We start from the raw sequence: 19737 nt of genomic DNA, 5'->3' as shown, positions 1-19737 counted from the left end.
TACTGGATATTCAGGCCGATCGTTTGCTTGCGGACATCGCTGAAGGAACTGTCCTCGTGGTCGCGGGCTTTCAGGGTGTGACAGAAGGAGGGGAGATCACGACCTTGGGGCGCGGAGGGTCGGATACGACCGGGGTGGCGATCGCGGCGGCCCTCAAGGCCGATGAGTGCCAAATCTATACGGATGTGGATGGGGTGTACACCACGGATCCGCGCATCGTGCCAGAGGCCCGTCGTCTGGCGACCATCACGTTCGAGGAAATGCTGGAGATGGCCAGTTTGGGATCGAAAGTGTTGCAAATCCGCTCTGTGGAATTTGCCGGGAAATACAAGGTCAAGTTGCGGGTGTTATCGAGTTTTTCGGAAAACGACAATGAAGGCACCTTGATTACCTTCGAGGATAATAGAACCATGGAACAACCCATTATTTCAGGTATTGCGTTCAACCGCGATGAGGCCAAACTCTCGTTGCTGGGCGTGCCTGATCGCCCAGGAATTGCCCATGCCATTTTATCGCCCGTGGGTGAAGCCCATGTCGATGTGGACATGATTATCCAGAATACGGGGGTGGACGGTTCCACGGACTTTTCTTTCACGGTGCATCGTAACGATTACCAGAAAACCCTGGATATTTTGACTCAGTCCATCAAACCCCAGACTGGAGCCCGGGAAGTTCAGGGTGATTGCAAGATTTGCAAGATTTCCATCGTGGGGGTAGGCATGCGGTCTCATGCGGGCGTGGCCAGCCTGATGTTCCGTACCCTGGCCGAGGAAGGCATCAATATTCAGATGATTTCCACTTCGGAAATCAAGATTTCCGTGGTGATCGACGAAAAATACATGGAACTGGCTGTCCGAACCCTTCATAAAGCCTTTGGCCTGGATAGCGCAAATTCCCCAATTGAGCGATAATGTCGCCTGAGTTAGATCGGAGAGATGGCCGAGTGGTCGAAGGCACTCCCCTGCTAAGGGAGCATGCGGTCAAAAACTGCATCGAGGGTTCGAATCCCTCTCTCTCCGCCAGATAGTGGTGGGTCGTGAAATATGCGCCTCTGCCCAAGCCAGGGTTATACGAACTGGCGAATAGGGGGTCAGATGGCGATCTGTCGTCCAATTTCGACCACGCCGTCACTCGGTAATCTGAAGAAGTCCGTGACGTGGACGGAATTTCTTTCCATCCAGGCAAAGACCGCTACCAGCCAGAGAGGTAGACCGCTGCCGTCTTCCCTGCCAAGAATCGTTTCATGCCCGACATAGTAGACGACATCGTCTGCCTGAACGGGGCAACTTTGCTCGAGTGCGCGCCCAAGCACCGCAGGAAGGTCCGGCCTTTCCATGAATCCATACCTTGCTGTTGCGCGCCAGAAATTGGGCTCAATTTCCGTCAATGACAGACGGCTGGAATTTTCGATCCATGGAACGGATTCCGACACGACGGTAAGAGCAACCAGATTTTCGTGTAACGCACGATTGCGCAGGACATGCCAAACCATGACCGGGGGGGTTTCGGATAATGTCCGGGTCAGAAAAACGGCGGTGCCGGGAACCCGGGGGATTTTACGGGATACGACCGACTCCAGGAACTTTCTGACCGGGATGCCCCGCTCGCTGAGGGTTTGCACGACAGCCGTCGAACCGGTGTGCCAGACCCACATTATCCCGTAGATCAGGCTGGCGAGAAGCAGCGGTACATAACCGCCGTCAGCGATCTTCGTGAGGTTTGCAACGAAAAAACTGGCATCAATGCAAAGAAAGGCACCGGCAACTGAGCCACTCGCGAACAGACTCCAACCCCAAATCTCGCGCATGGCAATGAAAAGAAGTGCGGAGGTCATGAGCATGGTCAGCGAAACAGCAATTCCATAGGCCGCAGCCAGGTTGTCAGACTTTCCAAAGAATAGTGTCAGGCTGACCGTGGCAATCATGAGCAACCAATTGATGATTCCGACATAGATTTGTCCGTAACCTTCCGCGGAAGTCTGGGCGATCCGAACGCGCGGTAACCAGCCCAACTGGATTGCCTGACGGGTCATCGAGAATGCCCCCGTGATGATCGACTGGCTGGCAATGATGGTTGCGATCGTTGCCAGGACGATGAAGGGGATGAGGATGGGACCCGGACACAACTGATAAAAAATATTATCGGTCGTGGATGCACCGCCGAGTACGATAGCGGCTTGCCCTGCATAATTCAGCGCCAGGCTGGGGAGTACGATGGCCGACCAGGCAAGTCTGATCGGACGGGGGCCGAAATGCCCCATGTCTGCATAGAGTGCCTCTGCACCCGTTACGCACAGGAAGACCCCGCCCAACACAAGAAAACTCGTGAACCCGTTTGAGAAAAGGAAACGAATGCCGTAAATCGGGTTCAGAGCAACCAGGACGGCCGGGTGTCGGGAAATTCCCCACAGGCCAAGGATTGCGATCGAGAAAAACCAGACCGCCATAATCGGGCCAAATGCTTTGCCGATTCGCTCTGTGCCAAGAGGCTGGATTGCGAAGAGTGCGACGAGAATCGCCACTGCGGCGGGCAGAACATAGGGGCCGAGAGACGGTGTGGCAATGTTCAACCCCTCGAGCGCAGAAAGAACCGAAATGGCTGGCGTGATCGCTCCATCGCCATAAATCAGTGCGGCCCCAAACAATCCGATGGCAACGATCGTCGGCCTCCGGTGTTTCTTGACGGCGAGCAAGGACATCAGGGCAAGAACCCCGCCTTCCCCGTCATTGTCGATTCGCATCGCAAAGCCTATGTATTTCACTGAGGTGACGATGACGAGCGTCCATAGAATCAGTGAAAGTATTCCGAGGATGACGTCGGGTGCAGGCATGTTACCCGTCATGTTGAGAATGGTTTTGAAGGTATACAGCGGGCTCGTCCCGATATCGCCAAAAACGATTCCCAGTGCTGATAGTCCCATGACACCGAGACCTGGTTTGCTTTGCGTACGACTCATGATGGGCAATTCCTGAGTATCCAGTCAAATGCTGCGCTGTTGGAACGACGGGAATCCGGTGGTCAACCCGACCTTGTCCCCCGGGATTGTAGCAGCATCGCGGCCATGGCAGGGTCGAGGTGGGCGCAGCCAGCAGATGTCTTCTGCGCCGAAACTGTTGGAGGGGAGGGCCTCCTGACGGATTTTTTCATGGGACCGGCGGGGCTGTGAATTGGTTGTTGCCGAAACCGGATATTTCATGCGATAATCCTCGTTTAACCTTGTCCATACACTTTAATACGGGAGTTACAACATGGCACGCGTCTGCGCGGTCACCGGGAAAAAACCCATGGTTGGCCACAATGTGTCCCACGCCAATAACAAAACCAAACGGCGTTTTCTACCCAATCTGCAATATCGTCGTTTCTGGCTGGAAAGTCAGAACCGCTGGATCCGTCTGCGCGTTTCCAATGCGGGGCTTCGCCTGATCGACAAGAAAGGCATCGAGGTCGTTCTCGCCGAGTTGGGTGGAACGGCTCTGCAAGGTTAATTCCAAGGAGAATTCTCTACATGCGTGACAAGATCAAACTGGAATCGACCGCTGGTACCGGTCATTTCTACACCACCACCAAGAACAAGAAAACCATGCCCGGGAAGATGGAAATCAAGAAATTTGATCCCGTCGCCCGCAAGCATGTCCCCTACAAAGAAGCCAAGATCAAATAATCTCACCCGGAGAGGTGGATGAGCGGTTTAAGTCGCACGCCTGGAAAGCGTGTTTAGGGTAATACCCTAACGCGGGTTCGAATCCCGCCCTCTCCGCCAAAAACCCCGCCAGTATTGGGTTTCAGACGATTTCAAGTTATCCACACCATCAATTCTGCATGTGGATAACGCCCGATTGCGAGGCGGCAGTGTCCTAGAATTGTCCTATTATTTCACATTCGTTCTCAAATTGTCTCGTTCTGGTTGTCCTGGGATTGTCCTTTATAACTGGCAAGCCGATCCAAACAATTCACCCTTTCGACCCACTGGTTCCCAATGCGGCCACTGTCGCTGCGATGAGGGAATCACGCCAGGGAAAACTGGAGACCGTTAGCCTCGATGAACTCCAGGCAGTACTTGATGCGGACGATTAAGCAAACGGGGCAATTCAGGCGCGATCTGAAACGCGAGGCCAGAATTCGCCGGATTTTGTGCTAGACTTCGCCGGATAATGGGCTTTCTTTGGAGGCAATAGTCATGGACTTCAGTATCGAGTGTGAACAGGAAGATGATGGCAGGTGGTTGGCTGAGGTACCCCAACTTCCCGGCGTAATGTCCTACGGAATCACTGCGGACAACGCAATGGCGACGGTCGAGGCCCTTGCTTTGCGGACTATGGCCGAGCGATTGGAGTCGCGGGAGTCGCGTCCTGTTGCCATTCACATCTCAATTCCCGCGGCGGCATGAACAGGTGGCCGTCAGTAAAGGCCAAGCGACTTCTTTCGGCATTACTCAGTATTGGCTGGACGATTAAGCGGCAATCGGGTTCTCACCGAACACTTGCCCGAGATGGTTGGCCTGATGTCGTGTTCGCCTTCCATGACAGGGAGGAAATCGGACCCAAGATGCTGGCACGCATGGCAAAACATACCGGTATCACACCAGAAGACCTGTAACAAAAGGTCGCTGCGGGTGGGGGCGTCCATCCCATTGCGTACCCTTGTCCGTCTTGGATCGCATAGTTTACGGATATGCCTTTATTGGTCTATCATGTGATACATGCCAAGCAAAAAGCAACCCATTTTTCCCTCCGAACGGAAGTTGCTTGCCGAGTTTGGTGAACGACTGAGACTTGCTCGGCTGCGACGGAAGATCTCCGCCGAAACATTGGCCGAGCGGTCTTCCCTATCGAGAATGACGCTCCACCGTGCCGAGCAAGGCTCGCCCGCGGTCTCAATAGGGGGTGTGTTCACCACTGCCAGCAAATATCTCTTCCATGGTCTCTGCCCGGTGCTGGAATGCCTCCAGTACTGCCGGGTCGAAATGGGCGGGCAGGGTGCGCCCATCTCCATTGAGAATGATGTCAAGGGCCTTTTCGTGCCCGAGTGCGGGTTTGTACGGACGTTCGCTGCGCAGGGCATCGTAGACATCCGCGAGCTGCATGATCCGCGCTGGCAAAGGGATTTCCTCTCCCTGGAGGCCGCCGGGATAACCGCTGCCGTCCCAGCGTTCGTGGTGACCCAGGGCAATGTCATACCCCATCTTCAGGTAAGGGGAAGAACTGTTCGCCAGAATCTGGGCACCGATGGTGGTATGACCTTTCATGATCGCCCATTCGGCGGAGTCCAGGCTTCCTGCCTTCAGCAGGATGTGGTCGGGAATGCCGATTTTTCCGATATCGTGCATGGGGCTGGCGTAAAAAATGAGGTCGCAGAATTCCTCGTCCATTCCGAGTTGTTCCGCCAGTTCCCGGCTGTAATGACTGATTCTCTTCACATGATCGCCCGTTTCGTCATCACGAAATTCTGCGGCGCGGATAAGGGTGAATATCGATTCAACGAACGATTCACGCAACGCATTGGTGCGCTCCTGAACCTTGGTTTCCAGTATCTGGTTATGGCTTTCCAGAAAATCGTTGAATTTTTTCAGTTGCAGCAGATTGCGTACGCGAATTTGAAGATCCATGTGGTCGATGGGCTTGGTGAGGAACTCTTCGGCTCCAGCCTTCAGTCCTTGCAGACGCGAAGTCCGATCTTCCAGGGCGCTGACCAGAATGATCGGTATCGACCGCGTGTCTGAATTCTCTTTGAGTTTCATAACCACTTCGAATCCGGTCATGCCAGGCATGATCAGATCCAGAAGGATCAGATGGGGTTTGAAGGTTTTTACAACTTCCAGAGCTTGCTGACCATTTTCGGCCAGCGTTGTTTCAAGCCCTTCGCTTTGGAGCAGGACATCGAGCAGGCGTCGTGTCTGCATGTCGTCATCCACGATGAGTACTCGGCTCCGTGAGTTACCTGCCAGGGTTCCCGCAAAGGATGCCATTTTCGTCGCCTCTGTCGGGTTCAAATCTTGAACCGGTTGATTGTGGTGCGCATGTCATCGGCCAGGTGTTCGAGGTGGCTGGCGGCATCGGCCGTGGTTTCTGCAGCGACGCTGTTCTTCTCCGTCAGTTGGGAGATTTTTTCGATATGGGTGGCAATGTCATTGCTTGCAGCGGTTTGCTCGTTCAGGGCGGTCGACATTTCCCCGACCGTATTGGCCGCCTGCCCGGATCCCAGCCTGATCTGATTGATGGCTTCGCCTGCCTGATCGGCCAATTCCACGCCTTCATGGACCTGGTTGACCATGGCGGTCATGCTGTCCACGGACATTCGGGAAGCCTGCTGTATGGTGTCGATCGTCTGCGCCACTTCGGCCGTTGCCATACCAGTTCTTTCAGACAGTTTGCGGACTTCATCCGCCACCACGGCAAAACCTCTCCCCAGTTCTCCGGCGCGTGCTGCCTCGATGGCGGCATTCAGAGCGAGCAGGTTGGTCTGGTCCGCGATTTCCTTGATGACCTCGACGATGGAGGAAATCTTGGCCGATTGTTTCCCGAGATTTTCTATGGACTGCGAAGTTTCTTTCGCAACATCGGCAATCCGTTTCATTTCTTCCGAAGCGCGGTGAATGACCTTGCTTCCCTGTTCGGAAAGTTCGCCGGAGTGCCGTGAAAGCCTCATTGCCTCCTGGCTCCCCTCGGAAATGTGGCTGATGCTGACCACGATCTGCTCCACGGTTGCCGCCATTGCGGTGGTGGCTTCGCTTTGATGCGCGGAGCCGGTTGCAACCTGATGCGACGAGACTGAAAGCGCATGGGACGATTCGGCCAGTTTCTCGATCCCGTCATGGATCTGGCGGAACGATTGCTGCAGGGTTTCCATGAGACCATTGAACGCGCGACTGGTTTGCCCGATCTCGTCTTCGGAATGCACGTCCACGCGCATCGTGAAATCGCCAGTCCTTGCGATCTCCTGGATCGTTGTCTGCATCCTGCTGGCGGGGACCGATACGAACCTGGTCAGAATGAAACGGATCAGAAACCACAGGAGAATCTGAATGACGATCACGACGATCGCCGAGATCCAGACAAGCCGATCCAGTTTGGCCTGATCGGCCGAGATGTCCAGGTCGATGACCGAGGCGCCATTGTGATAGCCCACTGGCACCACATGGCACAACAGGCAGTCGGTTCCCCTGAAATTGTGGCTCTCGGTGTAGGGGACGATCCCGTGCAGCAGATTGCCGCTGATCCTGAAGCGCTTCTTGCCATCGTCCAGGGACTGCCTTTCCTCGTCTCCGACGGGCTGCTCTTCCGGTAGTCCCATGCCGTACTGTGTCTGCACCAGTTTGTTCCTGATCAGTCGCAGGGATTTGACATTCTCGCTTGAACCCATCTTCCGGATGAAGAGTTTCCTCTGTTCTACATCGCTGATGATCCCGTTGATCATGAGCATGTTGGCTCCGTTGATCACGCCATCGGCCAATACCTCGATCTTGCTTTGTTCGTCCTGGCGCATGGAATTCTTCTCGAACCCATAGAAAGATGCGGCGGCGGCAATGCTGACCAGCAGCAGGAGGGACTGGACGGACAACTGGATCTTGAATGCGATGGCGTGCTTCGCTGGGCCGTGTTTCATGAAACCGTTTGATGTTTTATTCATGTCGCACGTCACTCGAGTAGTCGGATTGGGTAAGGGGGATTTTACCCACGATCTATCCAAAATGTCCATACCGTCCATACTATCCGTTATACTACCCGCAGATCAGGGCCAAAGGCAGGGCCGGGGAAATTGTACGGCATGGCCTGTTGGCGAGTTGTAACTTGTTATGAAAACGGATCAGGTATATGACAACTGGAGAAGCAGCGCGCATGCTTGGCGTGGGTCTGAATACGGTCAAGCGCTGGATAAACAGCGGCGATTTGCGGGGGGTTTGCACCCCCGGCGGTCACTGGCGCATTTCGAAAGACGATCTTTACGCATTCATGCGGGCGAGGGGTCTGTCGATCCCGGGACGGGACAGGACGACCCCGGCGCGCATGCTCATCGTCGACGACGATCCTTCCGAATGCACCTTGCTCAGGGCGGTACTGGAACAGGCCGACTTCCCTTCGGAAATTCAATGCGTCCACGACGGTTACACGGGGCTGATGCGAATTGGCGCATGGCGACCGGATGTGCTGGTGCTGGACATTCTCATGCCCGGTATCGATGGCCTGGAGGTACTGAGCCGCATCAGGGCGGATCCGGATCTCGACGACATGGTCATCATTGTGGTCACGGCGATTTTTGACCGGTTCGAGGTTGTGCAGGCTGCGCGATCCGCCGGGGTGGCGGCCCTGTTGCCCAAACCCGTGGAAGCACGCCGGCTTCTGGACATCGTCGGCGCCTGTCTGGCCTCGCCGCCAGTTGCTTCTCCTGACCAACAACGGGCGCACGGCATCAAGGGGGACGGTGGTCATGTTTAGATCGAAGTTGGGCCTGCGGTTGAGCGTTACTCTGGGGGCGGTTCTGGCCCTGCTGCTGGCCGGCGGACTGACCTGGCTCGACCACAGCGAGCGCCAGTCCATGACGGAGCAGGCGGAGCAATCCACCGAACAGTCGGCACTGGCGCTGGAAGCCAGTCTGAAATCCATCATGCTGGCCGGCGAAGGGCCGATTGCGCATGACTGGTTGAAACGTGTCAGGCAGACGACCGACTTCGATGATGTGCGCATCTACCGGCGCGACGGTACCGAGGCGTTTGTGGACGACGCCACCATCGACCGGGTCAACGCCTGGCTGGGCCGGAAACGCTTTGCACACCATGATCGGGCGGCCAGACCGGAAACCCTGTCACCATCTCTCGGGCAACCGTTTGCCACCGCTGCTGCCGGGACCGAGACCAGGATCGTCGAAAACGGTCGTCTGACCTTGCTGCTGCCTGTCCGTCTCGAGGATGCCTGCCTGCAATGCCACGGCTATGACGGGGCTCCCGCGAATCCCGTGCGTGGCGTACTCAAACTGTCCGTGCCGACCAGCGTTCTGACCAAGGCCATTGCCGGTCAGCGCAGCAAAATCCTCTGGTCGGTTGCCGCGATCATTCTGCTGATGGGCGCATTATTGATGTGGCTGTTGAACCGCGAAGTGATCCGGCCTATCGGCCTGCTGCAGGCCGGTGCGAAAAAGATCGAACTGGAGGGGGACCACTCCTACCGCGTGACGCTGGATCGCACCGATGAACTGGGCAGTCTCGCAAACATGTTCAACGAACTGGTGAGCCACCTGCAGCAGCAGGCGATTCAGCAGGCAACCGTTTACGAAGCCATCATCGGTCTTTCCCGCGAACTGGTCGACGAAGTGGTGCTCAGGAAGATCGGTGAACTGGCGATGCAATTGACGGATGCACGTTATGCCATGCTGTCCTACCTGAAGGATGGCGAGAAGCAGTTCGTTCCCCTGGGGATGGACGGTGCCCAACTGGAGAAACTCAAAGTTCATCCGCCCCAGGGGCTGGGTTTGCTCGGGCTCCTGTGGAACGAGCGTCAGGTGGTGCGCGTGGAAAATATCGCCAGCCATCTGAAATCCATCGGCTTCCCGGAAGGTCATCCACACATGACCACATTCCTTGGCGTTCCGATCGAGTTTGCCGGCCAGATGATCGGGGCATTGTATCTGACGGACAAGAAGGGGGGAGGGGCATTTTCCGACAGCGACGAATCGGCAGTGCGAATGCTGGCGTCCAGTTGCGCCGTGGCCTTGTCCAACGCGCAACAGTTCGAGCGTCTGCAAGAGGCCAATGCCGAACTGGAAAATCGTGTGGCCATGCGCACCAGCGAACTCAACAGCGCCAATCGTCTGCTGCGCAGCCATGAAATCGAACTGGAACTGATGAATGACGAGTTGCGCCATGCCAGCGAGGCAAAAAACCAGTTCCTGGCCAACACCAGCCATGAGTTGCGCACGCCCCTGAATGCGATTATCGGCTTTTCCGACCTGCTCCTCGTGAAGGCAAAGGAACTGCCAGCCAAACAGAAGGAATATGTCGAATATATCAATGTCAGCGGCAAGCGGTTGCTGGAGTTGATCAACAGCCTGCTGGACCTGTCCAAGATCGAGGCGGGCATGCTGGATATCTATCAGGAGCCCACGATTCCGGGTACTGTCCTCAAATTCATGATCAATCATCTCAGGCCGCTACTGGACAAGAAGCGGCTGGAAGTCAATCTCGTCTTGCCCGAAGAGGATCGCACCGCCTATCTCGATGCCGGTAAATTGCAACAGGTGTGGGTCAACCTGATCGGAAACGCGATCAAGTTCACGCCCGATGGAGGGCGCATCGAGGCAGGCTTTTCCATCAAGGGCGACGATGCCCATGCCCTGTTCGAGGGTTGGGTGCGGGACAGCGGGATTGGCATCGAACCTGCAGACGTCGAGCGCATTTTTCAGCCCTTTGTCCAGGTCGAGGGGGGATTGACGCGCGAGTTCGGTGGCACGGGACTTGGGTTGACGTTGGTGCGTCGCCTGCTGGAGATGCAGGGCGGTTCCATCCGGGTCGAGAGCAGGCCAGGCAAGGGCAGCCTGTTCGTCTTTACGCTGCCGGTGCGGATGGTGGCGGCTGAAGGTGAGGTGATGATGGTCCCCATAGAGGGGAGGCCGGCTGAAAATGCCGAAATCCGGGCGCTCATGGAAGTGGTCGAGGAAGACCTTCCCGGGTTGGCGGAGTTGCCGGTCATTCTGATCGTCGATGATGACAAGGCCCGCGCCGCCGCCGTGTCTTCCTTGCTGCGGGAGGAAGGATACCTGGGTGAAATGACCGATCTGGTGCATGTCGAACCTCTGGCGGAAGAAAAATGTCCCTTCCTGATCATCGTCGGCATACCGGATGACCCCGTGGACATTTATCGCCAGTTGCATCTGCTGCGCTCACGCAAGGCCACCCGGCACATTCCGCTCGTGTTGCTTGGCGGCGATGCCGAGTCGCCCAGTTTTTCGCTCGGGACCGTCGACACCATGGACAAGCAGGTGACCAAAAATGACCTGGTGAACCTGATTACCCGTCACGGTCGCCAAAGCCCGCATGCGCCGGGCATGACGGTGCTCGTGATCGACGATGAGGCCAGTGTGCGCGAATACATCAGGGAATGTCTCCGGGGCCAGGGTTATCGCCTCCTGCTGGCTGCCAATGGACGCGATGGCATCCAGGCGGCCATTGAACACGATCCGGATCTGATCATCCTGGACTTGATGATGCCGGGGCTCAGCGGATTCAAGGTGGTCGAGGAATTGAAACGCCATCCCACCGCCTGTGATATTCCGGTCGTCATCTTCTCGGCCAAGGACTTGACGCGTGAAGAGGTCATGCGGCTTGGTCAGGAAGTGGAAAAGGTACTGACCAAAGGGACCACCGGTCGCGCCGATCTGTTGCGGGAACTGCGCTCCATGGAATTGTTGTATCCGGTGCAGGCACGGCTGATGGACAGCGTGTTGCGCTGCTATAATCTGCGTTACCGGCAACTGCGTTTGACGCAGGAGTGCAATCGTGCCGAACGATACGGTCAGACCTTTTCACTGGTGGGTTGGCAGATGGAGGCTTATGACGCCTATGTGAAAAAATACGGTCAGCACTGGGGGGTGGCCGCGCTCAGGGAGATCGTCGAGTTGGTGAATTCGGTCACCCGCGAAGGGGATGTACTGGTTCGCTCCAGCGAGGCGTCCTTCATGCTGATTTTGACAGGCACCACGCAAACTGTGGCCGAACGGGTGGCCGAGAAGTTGCGATTGCGGATTCGCATCCACAAGTTTCCCCTGGCCGGTGGCGAGGTCGGTAATTTTACCGCCTCCTTTGGATGCGTACAATTTGGGATGGGTGCATTCACCCCGGAGGATCTGGTGGCGCAACTGAATGCGCGTGTGGCGTTTGCCTTGAAATCCGGCGGTGATCGCTGCGTATGCGGCGATGAGGGGGGTTGATGAGCAAAATTCTGGTGGTTGACGACAATGCGTTGAACCTGCAACTGGCCTGTATCACGCTTGAACTGGCGGGACACGAGACCGTGGGCGCTTCGGATGGCAGAAATGCCATCGAGATCGCAGAATCGGAACCCCTGGCTTTGATTCTCATGGACCTGCGCATGCCGGTGATGGACGGCAAACACGCGATGAGGCACATCAAGGCCAATGAGTTGACGCGGCATATTCCCGTTGTTGCGTTGACGGCCAGTGCAATGAAGGGGGAACGTGAGTTGCTCCTGGCCAGCGGCTTCGATGGCTATATCGACAAACCCATCGATGTGAAATCGTTTGCCCGCACGGTGGCCGGGTTCCTCCCGAAGGGGTGAAAGGCCTCGATGCGAGGTTTTGTGATCACACTCGGGCGACGACCCACTGGGCGATGGCTTCGAGCAACTCGGGGGAATCTCCCAGGGCGGGGGTAACCCGGATTTGCAGCGCAGGATGCTGACGGTGCAGGGTTTCGATCAGGGTGGGAAGGTCCTGGCGCAAATGCCCACCCTGCGCCATGAACAGGGGGACGATGGTCAGATCGGTGACCCCCAGGCGGATTTGCGCCTGGACAGCCTGGTCCAGGGAAGGGTGCATCAGTTCAAGAAAACACAGATCGACGTGCTGGGTCGGGCGAAGGGAGCGGACTTTATCCAGAATGTCGAGGAAGGGTCTGGCCCAGAGCGGATCACGGGCACCGTGGGCAAAAAGCAGGATGCCCTGGTGGGGCATGCTCAATGCCTCCCGGTACTGCCGAAACCCCCTTCCCCCCGGTCGCTCAGGGAAAAATATTCGACCACTTCGAGACGCGCCTGAACCACAGGGACCACCACCAGTTGGGCCATGCGTTCCATGGGTTTGATTTCGAAGACTTCATGCCCACGATTCCAGAGAGAGACCAATACCTGACCCTGGTAATCGGAATCGATCAGACCCACCAGATTGCCCAGGACGATTCCGTGTTTGTGGCCCAACCCGGAACGGGGCAGGATCATGGCCGCGAAGTTCGGGTCGCCAATGTGGATGGCCAGGCCGGAGGGAATCAGTTCGGTTTGCCCCGGATAGAGACTCAAGGGTTCTTCCAGACAGGCACGCAGGTCGAGGCCTGCTGCGCCCGCCGTTCCATAGGTGGGAAGATTGTCTCTCAGACGTGGATCGAGAATTTTTACCTGCAGGGGAATCATGAGAGCCTCGGTAAGATCAGGAAGAACTTTCACGGTGAGCCATCAGGGCCACTGCATGACTCAGGATTTGCCGGGCCAATTCCGGTTTGGAGGCAGGCGGAAGCGGGTGACGTCCGTGGTCGTCAAACAGAATGACCTCGTTATCGTCCTGGCCCAGCGCTCGCTGGGCCAGATTACCCACGATCAGGGGGATCTTTTTGGCGAGACGCTTGTGTTTGGCGTATTCCTCGAGATTCTGGCTTTCGGCCGCAAATCCCACGCAAAAGGGAGGGTTTGGCAAGGAAGCCACGGTGGCGAGGATGTCGGAGGTGGGGACCAGGGTCAAGGTCAGGGGCCCTCCGCCTTTCTTGATCTTGTGACCGCTGGGAGAAGCCGGCGTATAGTCCGCCACGGCGGCAACGGCGAAGAACAGGTCCGTATGGGAAATTTCGGATAAAACGGCATCGCGCATCTGGGCAGCGCTGCGCACCGGAATGAGGCGACAACCGGCGGGGGCCACCAGGGCAGTGGGGCCGCTGACCAGGACGACTTCGGCGCCGCTGGCGAGGGCGGCTTCTGCCAGGGCGTATCCCATCTTTCCGGAACTGATATTGGACAGGATGCGAACGGGATCGATGGCTTCCACGGTGGGACCGGCGGTCAGCAAGACCTTTTTTCCCTGCAGACAGGGCAGCGGGTGACTGCTGAAATGGGGCGACAGATGCGCCATGATCTCGTTGGGCTCCAGAAGGCGTCCCAGGCCCGATTCTCCACAGGCCTGGGATCCCCTGGCGGGGCCCAGAAATACCACGCCATCTTCCTTCAACAGCGCCACATTGCGCTGATTTGCAGGGTTTTGCCACATGGCCTGATTCATGGCGGGGGCGACGAAGAGAGGAATGGTCCGCGCGGCGACGAGGGTGGTGAGCAGGTCGTCCGCCAATCCCGTGGCGATGTGGGCCAGACAGTCTGCACTGGCGGGCGCGATCAGGATGGCATCGGCACGACGGACCAGATCGATGTGATCCATGCCTCCTTCACGCAGGGGATCCCACAGGTGCGTCGCCACAGGGCGGGCGGAAAGTGCCTGGAACGTAAGGGGAGTGACGAAACGTGTGGCTGCCTCGGTCATGACGACCTGAACCTCGAGGCCTGCCTTGACCATCAGGCGGGTGAGTTCGGCTGCCTTGTAAGCAGCCACCCCCCCCGTGACCCCCAGAATCCAGCGCTGGAGGGGGGGGGTGAAGGGAAGGGCCGATTCGGCCATCCGGGAAATCCCCCTCAGGCGTCCAGACCCATGGTCCGCGCCTTGCTGAGCAGGCTTTCGGCCATCCGGATACTGGCGATGTCGATCAGGCGCCCATCCAGCGAAACGGCACCGCGCCCTTCGCGCGCGGCTTGTTCCATGGCTTCCACAATGCGTTTGGCCTTGAGGACTTCGGCATCACTGGGCGTGAAGACCTGGTTGCACAGGTCGATCTGGGAAGGATGGATGGCCCATTTCCCTTCGTAACCCAACACGGCCACCCGATTGGCTGCAGCGATGAAGCCATCGGGGTCGCTGAAATCGCCAAACGGGCCATCCACGGGGCGCAGACCGTAAGCCCGACAGGCGACCAGCATGCGGGTTTGGGCCGCATGCCAGGGGTCCGTCCAGAAATAGTCGCGGTGACCGTTTTCATCCTTGTCCGTGAGTACCCCGGAGTCCTTGTGCACGCCCCCGATAATGGTGGTTCGGGCGCGGGTCGATGCGGCATAGTCGGCAACCCCGAAACTCATGGCTTCCAGACGTGGGCTGGCCTGGGCAATGGCCTCCACGTTGGCCAGACCCAACGCGGTTTCGATCAGGGCTTCGAAGCCGATGCGTTTGGTCCGTCCCATGGCATTCTCGATCTGGGTGACGAGCATATCCATGGCGTACAGATCCTGGGGAACCCCCACCTTGGGAATCAGGATCATGTCCAGACGAGGGCAGGCCTCCACCACGTCCACCACATCGCGGTAGGCGTAATGCGTATCCAGTCCGTTCATGCGGATCATCAGGGTCTTGTGCCCCCAATCGATGTCGTTCAGGGCCTGGATGATGTTCTTGCGTGCCGTGGCCTTGTCGTCCGGCGCAACGGCATCTTCCAGGTCCAGGAAAACGATGTCGGCTTTGGAACGGGCGGCTTTTTCAAAAAGACTGACGTTGGATCCCGGCACAGCCAGTTCGGAACGATGCAGCCGGGCAGTGGCAGGGGTAATCTGGGTAAAACTCATGAATGGAAACTCCAGTTAAAGGGTGGCGATGGCTTGAGCGACGGTGCTGCCCAACTCGGAGGCACTGGGCGCAACGAACAGGCCGTAGGATTTCATGATCTCGGCCTTCTCGCCAGCCGTATCTCCCTCAGCGGAGATGATGGCCCCGGCATGACCCATGCGGCGGCCCTTGGGGGCGGTCAGTCCGGCGACATACCCGACCACGGGCTTGCTCATGTTTTCCTTGACCCACTGGGCGGCTTCGGCTTCCTGGGGGCCACCGATCTCGCCGATCATGACCACGGCATGGGTGTCTGGATCCTGTTCGAAAAGCGCCATGTGGTCGAGGAAGGAACTGCCGTTGATGGGGTCGCCACCGATTCCGACACTGGTGGAAACGCCGATGCCCAGGGCGGTCATCTGGGCGGCGGCTTCATAGCCCAGCGTGCCGGAGCGGGAGACGATGCCCACATTGCCGCGCTTGTAGATGTGTCCCGGCATGATTCCCAGCATGGCTCGCCCGGCGCTGATGATGCCGGCGCAGTTGGGGCCGACGATCAGGGTTCGGGTTTCCCTGGGGTAGCGCAGCAGGTAGCGTTTGACGCGCATCATGTCCTGGGTGGGGATGCCATCGGTAATGATGCAGACCAGTTTCAGTCCCGCCTCGGCAGCCTCCATCAGGGCATCGGCGGCAAAGGGTGGGGGGACGAAGGCGAGACTGGCTTCGGCGCCGGTAGCTTCCACGGCTTGCCGTACGGTATCGAAGACGGGACGATCGAGGTGTTTCATGCCCCCCTTGCCCGGGGTGACGCCGCCCACCACATTCGTGCCGTACTCGATCATTTCGGTCGCGTGGAAAGTGGCCTTGTCGCCTGTGAATCCCTGAACGATGACCTTGGTGTTTTCATCAATAAGAATGCTCATGAATCGGTATCTCCTGAATGCGCGTTACGCGTTTTTGCCATGGGCGGCAGCCACGGCGCGTTCGGCAGCCTCTGCCAGGGTGTCGGCGCTGATGATGGGCAGACCGCTTTCCCGGATGATCTTTTGCCCAGCTTCCACGTTGGTTCCGGCCAGTCGGACGACAAGCGGCACTTTCAGGTTGCGGGCGGCCTGGACGACGCCTTGGGCGACCCAGTCACAACGGTTGATCCCGGCAAAGATGTTGACCAGGATGGCCTTGACGTTGGCGTCTGACAGGACCAGACGGAATGCCTCGGCCACGCGTTCCGGGGATGCGCCGCCACCGACGTCCAGAAAATTGGCGGGCTCGCCCCCGGCATACTTGATCATGTCCATGGTGGCCATGGCCAGCCCGGCGCCGTTGATGATACAGCCGATATCGCCGCTCAGGCCCACATAGTTCAGCCCGTGCAGGTGTGCCTGGGCTTCGCGGGGGTCTTCCTGGGCGGGATCGTGCATTTCGTGCAGTTCGGGATGACGGAAGAGGGCATTGTCATCGAAGGACATCTTGCCATCCAGCGCAAGCAGATGACCTGCCCTGGTCACCGCCAGCGGATTGATTTCCATCATGGAAGCATCCAGGTCGCGGAAGGCCCGATAGGCGCCCAGGGTGATGGTAACAAATTGCTGGACCTGCTTGAGGGTCAATCCACCCAGACCAAAGGCCAGTTCCCGTGCCTGAAAAGCCTGAAGTCCGACGGCAGGTTCCACTTCGACCTGGAGCACGGCCTCGGGGTGGGTTTTGACGATTTCCTCGATCTCCATGCCCCCCTGGGCCGAGGTAATGATGCGGATGCGTTGGGTCTTGCGATCCAGGACGATCCCCAGATAAATTTCCCGATCGAAGGGTTCGGCCGCCTCGATGTAGAGGCGTTGCACGATCTTGCCTTCAGGGCCGGTTTGATGGGTGACGAGGGTGGTGCCGAGGAGGATTTCAGCGACGTTGGTCACTTCCTGGACGGTCTTGCACAGACGAACGCCGCCTGCCTTGCCGCGTCCACCGGCGTGGACCTGTGCCTTGACGACCCACAGTTCGCTCCCGAGATTCGTCGCGGCTTGGGCAGCTTCCTCCGGGGTATAGACCACTTTGCCGCGCGGGATGGGAACTCCATGCTGCGCCAACAATTCCTTGGCCTGATACTCATGAATATCCATGTCACCTCCTGTTAATAATTTCGCGATGATAACATGGAGATGGTCAAAAAGACGACTCTCGCCCTCCCCGGCCAGGGGCGGGCGAGGCGCCGGATATCCCCGCCGTGGCCGGTTTCAGACCACCAGGTTTTGGGGGGTCCCGCGCTGCCAGGCTTCGATGTTGTCGATCAGTTGATCCGCCAGGAATTGCATGGCGCCATCGGAGGCCCAGGCGACGTGGGGGGTCAGGATGAAGTTGGGACGGCGTACGTCGAGCAGTGGATGACCCTGGGTGGGAGGTTCGGTGGTCAGGACATCGAACCCCGCCCCCCCGATCCACCCTTCATCCAGTGCACGGATCAATGCGGCCTCATCCACCAGACCGCCCCGGGCGGTATTGATGAGGAGCGCTGTGGGTTTCATGCGGCGCAGTTCCTTTTCGCCGATGAGGTTGCGCGTATTGGCCGTGAGCGGACAATGCAGGGAGAGAACGTCGGCCTGTTCGAGGACCTCTTCCAGGGGGGTGTAACTGATTCCCTCATGCCTGGGGCCGGCATGGCCGGCGAACAGGACCTTCATGCCAAACCCCGTGGCAATCCGCGCCGTTCCCTGACCCAGAACCCCTTCGCCGATGATGCCCAGGGTGGACCCAAACAGGTCACCGATGGGGTGATCGAAGAAACAGAATTGGGGGGAGGCCTGCCAGACCCCGTTTTCCACGTCCTGGCGATAGGCCAGCAGATTGCGGCGCAGGGCCAGAATCAGGGCGAAGGCATGTTCCGGCACCGTGTGGACGGCATAATTGCGGATGTTGGCGACCCGAATGCCGCGAGCCTGACAGGCGGGAATGTCCACTACATCGTACCCCGTGGCCGCCACGGCGATCATTTCGAGATCGGGGAGTTGGTTCAGGACCTCGGCGCGTAACGCCACCTTGTTGGTGATGGCCACCTGGGCGCCGCGCAGGCGTTCCACCACCTGTGCGGGGGCGGTCTGGTCATATTCGACATAATCGTCGGAGAAATCCGGGGTACGGACCTGCGCCTTGAGGGAGGCGCGGTCCAGAAAGACCACGCGTTTGCTCATGCACCTGCTCCCAGGCCAACCGGGGCCTCATGGGCGTGCCAGAACCGGGTGGCGGCGGCTACCCCGCTTCCGGGGGTGACGGGAATGCCACAGTCCAGCATGGCCAGTTCAGCACCCGCGATGGCGCCCATCAGCATCACCTCGTTGAGGTCGCCCAGATGCCCGATACGGAAAACCTTGCCCGCCACTTTCGAAAGCCCGGCGCCCAGTGCCAGATTGTAACGGCGGAAGGCCCGCTCGATGACTTCGGCAGCATTGAACCCGGCAGGAACCACGATGGCTGAAACCGAGTCGGAGTACCAGTGGGGCGCCTTGGCACAGAGGGATAATTTCCAGCCCTGGGTGACGGCGGCACGGACTCCTTCGGCCAGGTAATGGTGCCGGGCGAAGACGTTTTCGAGTCCTTCTTCTTCCAGCATGACCAGGGATTCACGCAGACCGTAGAGCATGGGAATGGAGGGCGTGTACGGGAAGTAGCCGGTGCCATTGCTCCTGACCATGTCGAGGTAATCAAAGTAACAACGGGGATGACGGCTATTCTGGGCGGCTTGCAGGGCTTTCTGGCTGACGCAGGTGATTCCCATGCCGGCCGGCAACATCAGACCCTTCTGGGAACCGGCGACACAGACATCGACCTTCCATTCATCCATGCGAAAGTCGATACTGCCCAGACCACTGACCGAATCCACAAAGAGCAGGGCAGGGTGACCCAAATCGTCCATCACCCGACGGATGGCTGCAACATCGCTGGTCACGCCGGTGGCGGTTTCATTCTGGCAAACCAGTACCGCCTTGATCTGATGCCCTGCATCGGCCTCCAATGCGCTTCGGTACCCTTCGACCGGAGCGCCTTCACCCCATTCCACCTCGAGGATGTTCATGTTGAAACCCAGGCGTCTTCCCATGTCGCACCAGAGGTGACTGAATTGTCCGAAGCGGGAAGCCAGAATCTGGTCCCCGGGGTTCAGACAGTTGGTCAGCGCTGCTTCCCAGCATCCCGTCCCGGAGGAAGGGAAGACGATGGGCGCGGCGGATTCCGTCTTGAAGACCCTTTTCAAACCAGCCAGGATCTCCTGGGTCAGGGCGGGGAACTTGACCGAGCGATGGTCCTCCATGGGGACCGCCATGGCGCGCAGAACGCGGTTGGGGACGTTGGAGGGGCCCGGAACGAAAAGAAAATTATGACCTGCCATGATGACTCCTGAAA

The 19737-nt window shown here is 58.2% G+C and carries 18 protein-coding genes, 2 tRNA genes and 1 pseudogene; 10 read left to right on the top strand and 11 right to left on the bottom strand.

Annotated features, from left to right (window positions below; translation table 11 throughout):
- On the top strand, window positions 1–911 hold a 911-nt coding region (locus M6F29_RS07040), incomplete at its 5' end, for an aspartate kinase (protein ID WP_298158175.1).
- 18 nt (window positions 912–929) lie between these two features.
- Window positions 930–1022 (top strand) — tRNA-Ser (locus M6F29_RS07035).
- A gap of 68 nt (window positions 1023–1090) precedes the next feature.
- Here M6F29_RS07035 and M6F29_RS07030 read toward each other — a convergent pair.
- Complete coding sequence (locus M6F29_RS07030; protein WP_298158173.1) at window positions 1091–2956, bottom strand: potassium transporter Kup; 1866 nt, start codon at window positions 2954–2956, stop codon at window positions 1091–1093.
- A gap of 292 nt (window positions 2957–3248) precedes the next feature.
- On the opposite strand from M6F29_RS07030, the gene rpmB reads away from it, so the two are divergent.
- From rpmB to M6F29_RS12290, 5 genes and pseudogenes are all read left to right on the top strand, one after another.
- On the top strand, window positions 3249–3485 hold the full coding sequence (rpmB, locus tag M6F29_RS07025) for a 50S ribosomal protein L28 (protein WP_031597116.1): 237 nt from the start codon (window positions 3249–3251) through the stop codon (window positions 3483–3485).
- Window positions 3486–3505: 20 nt separating this feature from the next.
- Complete coding sequence (gene rpmG, locus M6F29_RS07020) at window positions 3506–3661, top strand: 50S ribosomal protein L33 (protein ID WP_031597113.1); 156 nt, start codon at window positions 3506–3508, stop codon at window positions 3659–3661.
- Window positions 3662–3669: 8 nt separating this feature from the next.
- Window positions 3670–3760, top strand: a tRNA-Ser gene (locus M6F29_RS07015).
- Window positions 3761–4383: 623 nt separating this feature from the next.
- On the top strand, window positions 4384–4596 hold the full coding sequence (locus M6F29_RS07010; protein ID WP_298158171.1) for a type II toxin-antitoxin system HicA family toxin: 213 nt from the start codon (window positions 4384–4386) through the stop codon (window positions 4594–4596).
- Window positions 4597–4699: 103 nt separating this feature from the next.
- A pseudogene (locus tag M6F29_RS12290) lies at window positions 4700–4864 on the top strand (helix-turn-helix domain-containing protein); the annotation flags it as partial.
- Between the two features lie 9 nt (window positions 4865–4873).
- Here the strand turns inward: M6F29_RS12290 and M6F29_RS07005 are convergent.
- Both M6F29_RS07005 and M6F29_RS07000 read right to left on the bottom strand, forming a co-directional pair.
- Window positions 4874–5965 carry an HD domain-containing phosphohydrolase gene (locus tag M6F29_RS07005; RefSeq protein ID WP_298158169.1) on the bottom strand — a complete coding sequence of 364 codons (1092 nt, stop codon included), beginning with the start codon at window positions 5963–5965 and terminating at the stop codon, window positions 4874–4876.
- Window positions 5966–5985: 20 nt separating this feature from the next.
- Window positions 5986–7626: a methyl-accepting chemotaxis protein gene (locus M6F29_RS07000; protein ID WP_298158167.1), complete on the bottom strand. Its 1641-nt coding sequence runs from the start codon at window positions 7624–7626 to the stop codon at window positions 5986–5988.
- Between the two features lie 185 nt (window positions 7627–7811).
- On the opposite strand from M6F29_RS07000, the gene M6F29_RS06995 reads away from it, so the two are divergent.
- The 3 genes from M6F29_RS06995 to M6F29_RS06985 are packed head-to-tail and all read left to right on the top strand — an operon-like array spanning window position 7812 to window position 12284.
- Entirely contained in the window at window positions 7812–8432 is a 621-nt protein-coding gene (locus M6F29_RS06995) for a response regulator (RefSeq protein WP_298158165.1), read from the top strand.
- Window positions 8425–11916 (top strand): ATP-binding protein, encoded by a 3492-nt coding sequence (locus tag M6F29_RS06990; protein WP_298158164.1) that lies wholly within the window; start codon window positions 8425–8427, stop codon window positions 11914–11916. Before M6F29_RS06995 ends, M6F29_RS06990 begins: the two co-directional genes overlap by 8 nt.
- Window positions 11916–12284 carry a response regulator gene (locus M6F29_RS06985; RefSeq protein WP_298158162.1) on the top strand — a complete coding sequence of 123 codons (369 nt, stop codon included), beginning with the start codon at window positions 11916–11918 and terminating at the stop codon, window positions 12282–12284. The genes M6F29_RS06990 and M6F29_RS06985 overlap by 1 nt, the downstream gene beginning before the upstream one ends.
- 25 nt (window positions 12285–12309) lie before the next feature.
- Here the strand turns inward: M6F29_RS06985 and M6F29_RS06980 are convergent, their stop codons facing one another.
- The 8 genes from M6F29_RS06980 to M6F29_RS06945 all read right to left on the bottom strand — a co-directional run bounded on the left by M6F29_RS06980 (window position 12310) and on the right by M6F29_RS06945 (window position 19723).
- The gene (locus M6F29_RS06980; protein WP_298158160.1) at window positions 12310–12678 is read right to left on the bottom strand and encodes a sirohydrochlorin chelatase; all 369 of its coding nucleotides are present in this window, start codon (window positions 12676–12678) and stop codon (window positions 12310–12312) included.
- A gap of 2 nt (window positions 12679–12680) precedes the next feature.
- Complete coding sequence (gene dut / locus M6F29_RS06975; RefSeq protein WP_297455902.1) at window positions 12681–13130, bottom strand: dUTP diphosphatase; 450 nt, start codon at window positions 13128–13130, stop codon at window positions 12681–12683.
- Window positions 13131–13146: 16 nt separating this feature from the next.
- Window positions 13147–14376, bottom strand: a complete 1230-nt coding sequence (coaBC, locus tag M6F29_RS06970; RefSeq protein ID WP_298158158.1) for a bifunctional phosphopantothenoylcysteine decarboxylase/phosphopantothenate--cysteine ligase CoaBC — start codon at window positions 14374–14376, stop codon at window positions 13147–13149.
- Between the two features lie 14 nt (window positions 14377–14390).
- On the bottom strand, window positions 14391–15368 hold the full coding sequence (locus tag M6F29_RS06965) for an HpcH/HpaI aldolase/citrate lyase family protein (RefSeq protein ID WP_297455889.1): 978 nt from the start codon (window positions 15366–15368) through the stop codon (window positions 14391–14393).
- A gap of 15 nt (window positions 15369–15383) precedes the next feature.
- Window positions 15384–16271, bottom strand: a complete 888-nt coding sequence (gene sucD, locus M6F29_RS06960; RefSeq protein ID WP_297477123.1) for a succinate--CoA ligase subunit alpha — start codon at window positions 16269–16271, stop codon at window positions 15384–15386.
- Window positions 16272–16295: 24 nt separating this feature from the next.
- Window positions 16296–17465: a malate--CoA ligase subunit beta gene (locus tag M6F29_RS06955; protein WP_298158156.1), complete on the bottom strand. Its 1170-nt coding sequence runs from the start codon at window positions 17463–17465 to the stop codon at window positions 16296–16298.
- Window positions 17466–17579: 114 nt separating this feature from the next.
- A complete protein-coding gene (locus M6F29_RS06950; protein WP_298158154.1) occupies window positions 17580–18530 on the bottom strand; it encodes a D-2-hydroxyacid dehydrogenase in 951 nt (316 codons plus the stop codon).
- Window positions 18527–19723, bottom strand: coding sequence for an aminotransferase class V-fold PLP-dependent enzyme (locus tag M6F29_RS06945; protein ID WP_297455917.1), 1197 nt, complete (start codon window positions 19721–19723; stop codon window positions 18527–18529). Before M6F29_RS06945 ends, M6F29_RS06950 begins: the two co-directional genes overlap by 4 nt.
- Between the last annotated feature and the right edge of the window lie 14 nt (window positions 19724–19737).

Source organism: Ferrovum sp. (assembly GCF_027317285.1).
Classification (GTDB): Bacteria; Pseudomonadota; Gammaproteobacteria; order Burkholderiales; family Ferrovaceae; genus Ferrovum.
This window is presented reverse-complemented; position numbering and strand designations above follow the sequence as displayed.